The 11,271-nt window shown below is 73.9% G+C and carries 10 protein-coding genes; 8 read left to right on the forward strand and 2 right to left on the reverse strand.

The features are described 5' to 3' along the window. Positions 1-119: 119 nt before the first annotated feature. The 6 genes from ACFU7Z_RS26490 (at position 120) to ACFU7Z_RS26515 (ending at position 5,722) form a co-directional block, all read left to right on the forward strand. On the forward strand, positions 120-1,184 hold the full coding sequence (locus ACFU7Z_RS26490) for a hypothetical protein (RefSeq protein WP_380780092.1): 1,065 nt from the start codon (positions 120-122) through the stop codon (positions 1,182-1,184). 81 nt (positions 1,185-1,265) lie between these two features. Continuing rightward, positions 1,266-1,814 (forward strand): GNAT family N-acetyltransferase, encoded by a 549-nt coding sequence (locus tag ACFU7Z_RS26495; protein WP_380780094.1) that lies wholly within the window; start codon positions 1,266-1,268, stop codon positions 1,812-1,814. A gap of 102 nt (positions 1,815-1,916) precedes the next feature. Beyond that, positions 1,917-2,894: a hypothetical protein gene (locus tag ACFU7Z_RS26500; RefSeq protein ID WP_380780096.1), complete on the forward strand. Its 978-nt coding sequence runs from the start codon at positions 1,917-1,919 to the stop codon at positions 2,892-2,894. After that, entirely contained in the window at positions 2,891-4,189 is a 1,299-nt protein-coding gene (locus tag ACFU7Z_RS26505) for a sensor histidine kinase (protein WP_380780098.1), read from the forward strand. The genes ACFU7Z_RS26500 and ACFU7Z_RS26505 overlap by 4 nt, the downstream gene beginning before the upstream one ends. Positions 4,190-4,206: 17 nt before the next feature. Beyond that, the gene (locus ACFU7Z_RS26510) at positions 4,207-4,914 is read left to right on the forward strand and encodes a response regulator transcription factor (RefSeq protein ID WP_049658284.1); all 708 of its coding nucleotides are present in this window, start codon (positions 4,207-4,209) and stop codon (positions 4,912-4,914) included. Positions 4,915-5,071: 157 nt separating this feature from the next. Beyond that, positions 5,072-5,722: a Pr6Pr family membrane protein gene (locus ACFU7Z_RS26515; RefSeq protein ID WP_049658279.1), complete on the forward strand. Its 651-nt coding sequence runs from the start codon at positions 5,072-5,074 to the stop codon at positions 5,720-5,722. A gap of 27 nt (positions 5,723-5,749) precedes the next feature. On the opposite strand, the gene ACFU7Z_RS26520 is transcribed toward ACFU7Z_RS26515, so the two are convergent. Beyond that, complete coding sequence (locus ACFU7Z_RS26520; RefSeq protein ID WP_074002239.1) at positions 5,750-5,962, reverse strand: hypothetical protein; 213 nt, start codon at positions 5,960-5,962, stop codon at positions 5,750-5,752. Between the two features lie 406 nt (positions 5,963-6,368). Between ACFU7Z_RS26520 and ACFU7Z_RS26525 the strand changes: the two genes are divergently transcribed. Next, on the forward strand, positions 6,369-7,805 hold the full coding sequence (locus ACFU7Z_RS26525; protein WP_380780102.1) for a S41 family peptidase: 1,437 nt from the start codon (positions 6,369-6,371) through the stop codon (positions 7,803-7,805). 15 nt (positions 7,806-7,820) lie between these two features. Here ACFU7Z_RS26525 and ACFU7Z_RS26530 read toward each other — a convergent pair whose 3' ends face one another. Further along, entirely contained in the window at positions 7,821-9,434 is a 1,614-nt protein-coding gene (locus ACFU7Z_RS26530; RefSeq protein ID WP_380780105.1) for an ABC-F family ATP-binding cassette domain-containing protein, read from the reverse strand. A 522-nt stretch (positions 9,435-9,956) separates the two neighbouring features. Here ACFU7Z_RS26530 and ACFU7Z_RS26535 point away from each other — a divergent pair. Next, entirely contained in the window at positions 9,957-11,189 is a 1,233-nt protein-coding gene (locus ACFU7Z_RS26535) for a hypothetical protein (RefSeq protein WP_380780107.1), read from the forward strand. The last annotated feature ends 82 nt before the right edge of the window (positions 11,190-11,271 follow it).

The following is an 11,271-nucleotide window of genomic DNA, read 5'->3' on the forward strand; positions in this document are numbered from 1 at the left end:
GCACCCCGACCACCGCGGCCTGCGTTACGGCCGGCTGCTGGGCGAGGCGCTGCTCGCCGAGGCCCGCAGGAGCACGCCTGAATCCGACCGACCGAGCAGCAACCGGGGAACGACACACCATGGAAGACAAGAACGGCTCCGCCAACGGCCCGGTCGGGCGGATGGACGCGGCGCTCGACCGGCGGGGGTTCACCACGCGGGGGCTGCGGGTGCGGGCCGGGGTCATGGCAGTGGCGGCGGTCGGGCTGGTGGCCGGGCTGGGGGTCGCCGGGTGGGCGCTGCTGGCGGACGACATGACCAACAGGTTCGGGCCGGACAGCGTGTGCGACGAGGTGGTGAGCTCACGGGCGGTGAACGAAGCGCTCGGGTCGGGCAAGGTCAGCGCGGAGCCGTACGAGGGGAACGTCAGCCGCGGCACGGCGGTCTGCACCGTGCAGGTGGCCGGCGGGATGTTCGGCGACGACCGGAACATCCGGGTGTCCCTCGGCGAGAGCAAGGATGTGTTCCACCTCCCGATCCCTCCCGGCGCCCGGACGTTCGCCGCCTCGGCGAACGGTGGCGCGGTCGGCGCCGTCCGTGGCGACGAGGCGTGGGCACTGCTCCCCGAGGGCTGCCCCAACGGGCTCTGGGCCAGGGTCACCGCGTACTCCGGGAAGGATCCCGACCCGCTGAAGCTCGCCCGGCTCGCCGTGTCGGCGGCCGACCGCATCGCGGACCAGCGCGGTTGCGGCAAGGCGCCGCTGCCCGTCCTGCACGAGCTGGCCCCGGCCGCCACCGAGCGGGAGCTCGACGGCGACGCGGTCTGCGGCCTGCCGGGGGTCTCCGTCCAGCGCTCGCCCGACAAGCGCTACAGGGAGGCCGTGACCGTCGGATCCGATCCCCTGTGGACCTGCGAGATCACGCCTGAGGATGCGCACGGGAGCACCTCTTCCCTCGTCATCGCCACCGAGTCCCGGCTCCGGCCGGAGGCCACCGAGCGGGACACCAGGCCGGCGTTCGGCCGTGCCCGCTGGGTGGGGTCCCTCCCCCGGGACGAGATCGTGGTGACCTGCCACGGTCGCCCCGTCTACTTCCGGATCGGCGCGATCAGGCACCTGGGGCACCTGTTCTCCACCTCTGACGAGGCCTGGAAGCAGTTCCTCACGGCCGGCGGCCAGGCGATCGGGTGTGAGCCGATCCTGTAGCGGGCGGAAAATGGGCGGGCGGGTGTCGGGGTAATGGTCTATCTTGCGATGGACCTATTACGTGAGACACGGGGGAGCACCATGAGCACCACCACCACCGACCGTACCGACCACACCGCCCGCACCGTCGTCGCCGTCTCCGAGCGGCTGGTGCTGACGCGGCCGCGGGAGGGGGACGTGGGGGCGGTGTTCGCGATCCACGGGGATCCGGAGACCAACCGGTACAACCCGCACGGGCCGCAGCGGGAGCTCGTCCAGGCGCGGGAGATGCTGGACGGGTTCGTCGCCGACTGGGTGCGGGACGGGGTGGGGTACTGCGCCGTCGCCACCCGGGAGGACCCGGGGACGGTGATCGGGTTCGCCGGGCTCTACCTGCACACCCTGGACGGGGAGCGGGTGTTCAACCTCTACTACCGGTTCCGGCCGTCCGCCTGGGGCCTCGGGTACGCGGCGGAGGCGGCCCGGGCGGCGATGGCGGAGGCGCTGCCGCGCCACCCCGGGGTCCCGGTGGTCGCCCTGATCCACGCGGACAACCTGCCCTCGCGCCGGCTCGCCGAGCGGCTCGGGCTGGTCGCCGACCCGGACGGCCGCACCGACGAGGAGGACCGGGTGATCCACCGGATGCCCTGAGGCCCGGAGGAGCCCCTGTCGGCCCGAGATCCCCCGCCAGGGGGAGCGGGATCGCGCCCCCGGCGGAGGCCCCGGCGCCCGGCCCGGCGGGACCGTGGGGGCATGAGGATCAACGAGCACGTGGTGCGGGCCGGGGCGGCGTGGACGGCGGTGGCGGCGACCGGGCCGTACCTGACGCTGAAGCTGCTGTGGCTGACCGGGCATCCGGTGGGGGCGGGCGATCCCGGCGAGATGGACCGGCTGTGGCTGGTGAACCTGCTGACCTTCGGCATGGACGCGATCGCCGTGGCCCTGGCGCTGGCGTTCGTCCGGCCGTGGGGGCGGCGGGCGCCGGCCGGGCTGGTGGCGTTCCCGATGTGGGTGGCGACCGGTCTGCTCGGCACGATCCTGGTCGCGCTGCCGCTGTACCTGCTGAGCCTCCTGGTCCTGGGGCCGGAGAGCGCCGACCCGGACGACAAGGGCCTCGGCGGCTGGGTCTTCCCCGTGGTGTACGGCGGCTTCGCCGTCCAGGGCCTCGCGCTGATCACCGCCTTCGTGCTGTACGCCCGCCGGCGCTGGGCCGGGCTGCTGCGGGAGCGGATCGGCGACCTGCCCGACTCCCCCACCCTGACCGTGCAGCGCGTCCTCGCCTGCGTTGCCGCGCTGCTCGCCGCGGGTGTCGCGGCGGCCCGGGTCTACTGGGCGTTCGGCGGCACCGCCGGAGTGCCGCAGGACCTGGTGGACGGCCGGTCCCGGGGCGTGGCGGTGATGAACGGGGTGACGGCGGTGATGGCGGTGGCCGCGGCGGCGGCGCTGCTGGTCCTGGCCTTCCGGTTCCGTCCGGGGCGCCGGCTGCTCGGGCCGCTGCTGGTGGTCTGGACGGCGGCCGGTTCGCTGTTCGGCTGGGGCGCCTGGCAGTTGGTGGCCTTCGGGGCGACGACGACCCGGGTGACCGAGCTGCGGACGGCCGTCCCCGGGCTGACCCCCCTGGTCCAGGGCGCCCAGGTGGTGGCCGCGGTGCTGGTCCTGGCGGTCGGGGCGGTCGCGCTCACCGAACGCGGCACCCTCCGGCGCGCCGCTGCCGTAGAGTCGCGCGGGTGATCACGGGGGTGGGCATGCGACTGCGGCGTACGGGAGAGGTGGGCGTCCGCCTACGGCGTGCGGCGGGCGCGGCGGTCGGCCGGCGGGCCCGGCTGCGCTGGGTGCACCTGGTGCTGGGCGGCGCGCTGCTGATGCCGTACTGGATGCTGTCGGTGGTGCTGTACGGGGCGCTCAACCCGAACCAGCCGCCCGGACGCCAACTGCTGCTCTACGTCCTGTCGTTGCTCACCTCGCTGCCGATGGCCGCCGTCACCGCGCTGGTGCCGATGGTGCGGGGGCTGGAGGGCGCGGCGGCGCGGGCCCTGTGCTCGGCGGCCCGGCCGGAGGAACTGGCCACCGGGCCGGCCCGCTCCTGGGGCGCCCGGTGGCGCACCGCGCTCTGGTACGTGCTGCACGTCCTGTTCGGCGGGGTGGTCGCCGGGATGACGCTGGCGGGCACCCCGTTCGCGGTGGTGCTGGTCTGCGGCTTCGCGGGGACCAGGGAGTTCGTCCGGTTGTGGGAGCGGCACTTCCCCGGCTGGCTGGTCACCGGCCCGGCCCTCGGTCTCGGCGTTCTGCTGCTGATCGTCGGCACCAACGCCGTCTGCGGCGCGCTGCTCGCCCGCTGGGCGCCCGCCCTGCTCGGCCCGACCCCGGAGGAGCGGGTGGCCGCCGCCGAGCGCCGGGCCACCGTGCTCGCCCAGCGCAACCGGCTGGCCCGCGAGCTGCACGACTCGGTCGGCCACGCGCTCAGCGCCGTCGGCATCCAGGCCTCGGCCGCCGCCCGGGTGCTGCGCAGCAACCCGGACTTCGCCGCCGAGGCGCTCGCGGCGATCGAGGAGACAGCCCGGGCGGCCGTCGCCGAACTCGACGCCGTACTGGGGCTGTTGCGCGAGGAGGACCCGGAGGCCGCCGGACCCGCCGGGCCGACCCTCGCCGGGCTGGACGACCTGCTGCGCCAGCTCGGCCGCGCCGGGGTGGCGGTGGACGCCGAGCTGGCGCCCGGGCTGGCCGGCCTGCCCGAGCCGGTCTCCCGCGAGGCGTACCGGATCGTGCAGGAGGGCCTGACCAACGTGCTGCGCCACGCCGGGCCCGCCCCGGCCGGGCTGCGGGTCCGGCTCGCCGACGGCCGGCTGGAGATCGACCTGACCAATCCGCTCGGCCCCGCCCGGCCGAGCCGCCCCGGCGGCGGGCGCGGGCTGCGCGGGATCGGCGAGCGGGCGGCGGCCCTGCACGGCGGCAGCACGGCGGGGCCGGACGGGGACGGAACGACGTGGCGGCTGGCCGTCTGGCTGCCGGTGGGAGGGACGACGTGAACGAGGACATGAACGAGATGGGGTACGACGCCGTGGACGAGGGTGCACCGCAGGGCGCCGACGGCATCCGGGTGGTGATCGCGGACGACGAGCGGCTGGTCCGCCTGGGCCTGCGGGTGGTGATCGACAGCGAACCGGACCTCACCGTCGTCGGCGAGGCCGCCGACGGGGCCGAGGTCGTCCCACTGGTGCGCGAACTGCGCCCGGACGTGGTGCTGATGGACGTCCGGATGCCCGGCATCGACGGCATCCGGGCCACCGAACAGCTGGTCAACGGGATGGCCCCGCCGCCGCGCATCCTGGTGGTCACCACCTTCGAGCACGACGACCACGTGTACGACGCGCTGCGCGCGGGCGCCGCCGGGTTCCTGCTGAAGCGGGCCCGGGCGGAGGAGATGGTGCAGGCGGTGCGGCTGGTCGCGCGCGGCGACTCGCTGCTGTTCCCGGCGGCCGTCCGCGACCTCGCGCTGCGCCACGGCGCGGACCGGCGCCGGGAGGCCGGGTCGGGCGACCGGGGGCCGATCGGGCGGCTGACCGAGCGGGAGGGGCAGGTGCTGCGGCTGATGGCCACCGGGCTCAACAACGGCGAGATCGCGCGGCAGCTGGTGGTGAGCCAGGAGACGGTGAAGACGCACGTCGGCAGCGTGCTGGCCAAGCTGGGCGCGCGGGACCGCACCCAGGCGGTCATCGCGGCGTACGAGTCGGGCTTCGTACTGCCGGGCTGACGCCCGCTCAGGATCCACCGCGGCCATCAACCGTGCCCCCGGTACCCCCGAGCGCCTCGAACGTGGATTCCATCCGATCGGTACCAGCGAGTAGAGTGCGGGTTTCCCCCTCGACGTCCGATACCTCCCGTATCGCCTGGAACGAACTGGTGGCCGCATGACAGTCCGGACCCGACCCGCGCTCTGGTGGCGCATGGGCATCGTGCTCTCGGCGGGCCTCGGCCTGACCCTCGGGACCGCGCCGCTGGTCTACTTCACCGTGCAGAGCAACGTGATCGTGTTCGGCTACTTCATCGGCGCGGTGTACTGGATGCTCAAGCGCGGCACCGTGGACGCGCCCGCGCCCCGGCTGCGCGGCGCCGCCACGCTGTACATCCTGATCACCGGGCTGGTCTCGCACATCCTGCTCGAACACGGCGCCAACCCGCTGCCCGGGCTGGTCAGCGGGCCGGACAAGCTGGCGCACTGGTCGTCGTTCTTCCTGCACTACGTGACGCCGGTGATGGTGATCGCCGACTGGCTGGTGCTCAAGCCGCGCAACGCCTCGGCCTGGAAGGACATCCCGCTCTGGCTGGGCTTCCCGCTCGGCTACGCGGCGATCGTGCTCACCCGCAACGCGCTGTTCGACGACTACCCGATGCCCTACCCGTACTTCTTCTTCGACCCGACCACCAAGGGCTACGGCTACGTCTGGGGCCAGATAGCCCTGCTGACCGTCGAGTTCGTGGCGCTCGCCGCACTCGTCGTCGGGCTGGACCGGCTCGGGACGCGGATCGCGGGAAGGCTGCGGTCGACGCCGCAGGCATAGCCCCGGGAGTTCACGCTCCCCCGTCGCTCACGCGGCGGGCGCGTCCTCGGGGAACGCGGCGTCGAACTCGGCCCGGTGCGCCTTCCAGAACGCCACCGCGTGGTCCACGAAGACCCGGCGCTGCTGCTCGCGCACGCTCAGGTCGTGGACGTAGGCCTTCACGGTCTTGCCGTCCGCGGCGGCGGCCTCGCGGATCGCGGCGAGCTCGTGCTCCGTGTACTCGATGGTGAGCGCAGGCATGCCGCCGATGGTACTGGAGCGACGGGTAGTTGGGGCCGCGGACGGCGGTTTTTCACCCGCAGTCAAAACGGTCGCTGTCGAGACCGCCGAGGACCATTGCACCCGGCTCCGGGTCGGCCCGGAGAAGGAAGCCGGTGCGCCCGGAGGAGGAAGCGGGTGCGGCTCGTCGGATGACGCCCGGGCGGTGGGGCCGGCCGTAGCGTCGACGGGGAGCGGTGGCGGAGGGGTTCCGCGGGGGAGACCGGGGTTTCGGCGGAGGCCGGAGATGACACGCAGGTCAGGAATGGCACGCAGGTCAGGGATGACGCGCACGGCGGGAACGGCGCGCAGGACGGGAACAGGGCTCACGACGGGAACGGCGCGCAGCAGGACCGGAAGCGGCGTCGGCCGGGCCGCGGCCGCGGCGGTGGCCCTCGCGACGGCGGTGGGGCTGGCGGCACCGGGGGCGGCCGCGGCGCGGGAAGGGCGGGGGAACCCGCTGGAGGGGGTCTGGCGGACGGAGGGCTACGGCCTGCTGATCGCGGTCTCCGGGGGCCGGGTCACCACCTACGACGTGACCTCGCACAGCTGCCTGCCCGGGTGGGTCACCGGGACGCAGGCCTCGGAGCCCGGCCCGGACGGCACCACCCGCTACACCGTGGGCAACCTCGCCATGACGCTCACCCCCAAGGGCCGGAACCGGGCCGTGGAACGCGAGGAGAGCGGGGTCGGCACCAAGTCGCTCACCCGCCTGGACGCCCTGCCGCCGCTGTGCGCGCGGCCTGCTCCCAACGACCCGCTCGCGGTCTTCGACCGGTTCTGGGAGGACTTCGAGGAGAACTACCCGTTCTTCGCCGCCAAGGGCATCGACTGGCACGCCGTCCGGGACGAGAAGCGGCCCACGATCACTCCGGCGACGACCGCCGACCGGCTGCAGGACGTCTTCACGGACATGCTCGGCCCGCTCGGCGACGCGCACACCGGGCTGGCCCGGGTGGTCGACGGGCACGCCAAGGAGGTCTTCGGCGGGCAGCGGCCGGATTCGACGGTGCAGACCCCGGAGCTGACCGCGCGGGCCCTGCAGGCCTCGGCCGCCCAGCTCACCGGCCCGGAGCAGCAGTTCGCGGGCGGCCGGCTCGGCGTGGGCCGGCTCCCGGACGGCCTCGGCTACCTCCGGGTGAGCAGCTTCGACGGCTACACCGACGGCGACTTCCGGAGCCAGGTCGACGAGCTGGACCGGGCGCTGGACGCCGTGCTGGCCGGCCCGGACCGGCCCACCGGCCTGGTCGTCGACGTGCGGCTGAACGGCGGCGGCTCGGACGCGCTCGGGCTGCACATCGCCGCCCGGCTCACCGACCGCCCGTACGTCGCCTACCGGAAGGTGGCGCGCAACGACCCGGCCGACCCGACGAAGTTCACCCGGCCCGAGCCGATCACCGTACGGCCGTCGGCGGGCGGGCACTTCACCGGGCCGGTGGCGGTGCTCACCTCCTCGATCTCCACCAGCGCCGCGGAGACCTTCACCCAGGCCATGACGGGCCGCTCCCCGCGGGTGCTCCGGGTCGGCGAGAACACCCAGGGCGTCTTCTCCGACATCATGATCAAGTCGCTCTCGCCGGACTTCATGGCCGTCCTGCCGAACGAGAAGTACCTGACCAGGTACGGCAGCACCTTCGACGGCCCGGGCATCCCGCCGAACGTCCGCACACCGGTGTTCACCCCGGACGAGCTGGCCGCGCTCAGGGACTCGGCCCTGAGCACGGCCCGCCGGATGCTCACCGAGGACGCCCAAGGCAACCAGAGCAGCCAGGGCGACCACGGCGACCAGGGGAACGCCGAGAACGACCAGGAGCAGCAACGGTAGGAGCAGCAGTAGGCGCTACATCGGCTCCACCGTCCGCAGTTCGCCGTCCAGCTCCAGCCACCGGGTGAGGCCCAGGCCGCGCAGGAACGGCAGGTCGTGGCTGGCCACGATCAGCGCGCCCCGGTACGCGGACAGCGCCTGGGTGAGCTGGCGGACGCTGGCGAGGTCCAGGTTGTTGGTCGGCTCGTCGAGCAGCAGCAGCTGCGGCGGCGGGTCGGCCAGCAGCAGGGCGGCCAGCGTCGCCCGGAACCGCTCGCCGCCGGAGAGGGTGGCGGCGGGCTGGTCGGCCCGGGCGCCGCGGAACAGGAAGCGGGCGAGCCGGGCGCGGACCGCGTTGTCCCCGGCGGCGGGGGCGAACAGCTTGACGTTCTCCACGACGGAGCGCTCCTCGTCCAGCAGGTCGAGCCGCTGCGGGAGGTGCCGCAGCGGCACCGGGGTGACGACCTCCCCCGCCGGCGGGGCGAGTTCGCCCGCGATGGTGCGCAGCAGCGTCGTCTTGCCGGCGCCGTTGCGGCCGACCAGGGCGATCCGCTCGGGCCCGCGCAGGTCGAGGTCGGCGGTGGTGCCGTGGGGCAGCCGGACCCTGTCCAGGGTGAGCACGGTGCGCCCGGCCGGGACGGCGGTGCGCGGCAGGTCGATCCGGATCTCGGCGTCGTCCCGGACGGCCTCCTCGGCCGCGTCGAGCCGGGCCTTGGCCTCCTCCAGGCGCTCGGTGTGCATGCCCTGGAGACGGCCGGCCGTCTCCTGGCCCTTGCGCTTGAGCATCCCGGCGAAGATGTGCGGGTCGTTGCGGGTGACCGAGCGCTTCTTGCCGTACGCGGCGCTGCGGTCCAGCCGGATGCGGGCCTCGGCCAAGTCCCGCTTCTGGCGCCGGACGTCGGCCTCGGCGTTGCGCAGCAGCCGCTCGGCCGTCTCCTGCTGGGCCGCGAGGGTGCGTTCGTACTCCTCGAAGTTGCCGCCGTACCAGGTGACTTCGCCGTCCCGGAGGTCGGCGATCTGGTCGACGTGCCGGAGCAGCTCGCGGTCGTGGCTGACGATCAGCAGCACGCCGTTCCAGCCGGCCACCGTCTCGTAGAGCCGCTCGCGGGCGGCCCGGTCGAGGTTGTTGGTGGGCTCGTCGAGCAGCAGGACGTCGGGGCGGGCCAGCAGCAGGGCGGCCAGCCGCAGCAGCACGGCCTCGCCGCCGGAGAGTTCGCCGGTGGTCCGGTCGAGGCCGAGGCGGTGCAGGCCGAGCCGGTCGAGGGTGGCGCGGGCGCGCTCCTCGACGTCCCAGTCGTCGCCGACCGCGTCGAAGTGGCGCTGGTCGGTGTCGCCGGACTCGATGGCGTGCAGGGCCTCGCGGGCGGCGCGGATGCCGAGCGCCTCGTCCACCCGCAGGGTGGTGTCGAGCGTCAACCCCTGTGGCAGGTAGCCGAGTTCGCCGTCGATGCGGACGGTGCCGCCGGTCGGGGCGAGCTCGCCCGCGATCAGCCGCAGCAGGGTGGACTTGCCCGCGCCGTTGAGCCCGATCAGGCCGGTGCGGCCGGGGCCGACGGCGAGCTGGAAGCCGTCCAGGACGGGCTTGCCGTCGGGCCACTCGAACGAGAGCTCGGTGCAGAGGACGGCGGTGGTGGTGGGGTGGTGTGCCATACAGGCCTCCCGGGGTGGTTGCCGAAGGGGTGGTGAGCAACACGGGGAGACACCGCGGGTGCGGAAACCGGGCACGGCCGGGGGAACGAAGGGGTGGCGTCACGCAGAGGAGTGCCACGGGCCGTGACTGAGGTCGCACACTCGCGCACCGCGCGACGGCAGCAGGGCCTGCGCGGCGGGGGCGGTGTCCCGGGACCTCAGTAGAGCAACGGCCTTCTCCTTGTCTGGCTGATGACCCGGACCACGCTAGGCAGCCCGCCCGGGGCGTGCAACCGATTTACCGGCCGCCGGGCCCGCCGCGACCACCGCGCGACCCGCCGGGCGCACCCCCGGGACCGCTCCTCGACGGGCCCCCGGTGCCGATCCCGTGCCCATCCGGTGACGGCCCCGTCCCGGTCCGGTGCGGAATTCGGGAGTCCCCCGGACGCATGGCAGACTCCTCACCTGCCATGCCTGCGGCCGAGTGGGGCCGCACCCGGGGAACGGGCCGCATGGCGGTAGTCAACAGGGGGATTTGAACTCATGTCACCGATATCCCGGCCGGGCCGTGCCGTCCTGGGCGCCTCCGTCGTCGCGCTGACCATGGTGGTCGCCACCGCGTGCGGCCCCGACAACGCCGACCCGGCCGTGACCGCGGCTCCCGGCGTCACGGCCGGCGCCTCCGGCACGCCGGGCGCGGCTCCGATCAAGCTTCCGACGCTCGAAGAGCTGAAGACCTGGAAGCTGGAGGACTGGGACAAGTGGGCCCAGGCCAACGTGATCACCCCGGCGGTCAAGGGTTACTGGACCCTGCAGAAGCTGCTGGACGCCAAGCCGAAGCCGCTGCCGCAGCCCGCCCCGGAGGGGACCCAGCCGCCCGCGCAGCCCACCGGCGCCGCGCCGGCCACCAGCGCGCCCGCCTCGGCCGCGCCCACGGCCCAGCCCACCGCGGCGCAGCCCGGCGGTGGCGGCGGCACGGACCAGCTGCCCGCGATGGTCCCGGCCAAGCCCGTGGCGCACCCGTTCCCGAAGAACATGCACGTCAACGGCAAGATCTTCTTCAAGGACGGCAACGAGGACTACGTGTGCTCCGGCACCGTCGTCTCCGACCCGGCCAACCCCGGCAAGAGCAACCTGGTGTGGACCGCCAGCCACTGCCTGCACGGCGGCAAGGGCAACAAGTACTACACCGACATCACCTTCGCCCCGGCCTTCAACAGCAACGGCGTGCTGAGCAACGGCAACAAGCAGGCCAAGCTGGAGGACGCCGAGCCGTACGGCGAGTGGACCGCCACCTCCGGCATGGTCTCGCCGCAGTGGGCCGCGGAGGCCGACCCGGAGAAGGGCGGCCCGTGGAGCCAGTACGACTTCGGCATCGTGAAGGTCGCCAACCCCAGCCCGGGCGGCAAGTCGCTGGAGGAGACCGTCGGCGGCTCCGTCCCGCTCTGGTTCAACGCCCCGCGTGACCAGGTCGGCGCCGTCAGCAACTACGGCTTCCCGGAGGGCAAGCCCTTCGACGGCGTGGAGCTGGAGCACTGCGACGGCGGCAAGCCGTCCAAGAAGACCGGCGACCCGAGCCGCCCGGCGATGCTGCTGATCGGCTGCAACATGACCGGCGGCAGCAGCGGCGGCGGCTGGTACGCGACCAAGGACGGCAAGCCCGCCCTGGTCAGCGACACCTCCATCGGCAACGGCGCGAACACCTACGAGGCCGGTCCGTACCTGGAGGACGTGGCCCAGCACATGTTCGAGTACTTCTCGAAGAAGGCCAAGTGAAGAAGGCCGAGTGACCCGCTCCGACGAAGGCCGAGTGGTCTTCCGAGCGGCGCGGTGACCCGCTGAGCGGTGATCCGGCGGC

The sequence above is a fragment of the Kitasatospora sp. NPDC057518 genome (assembly GCF_042802075.1).
Taxonomy (GTDB): Bacteria; Actinomycetota; Actinomycetes; order Streptomycetales; family Streptomycetaceae; genus Kitasatospora.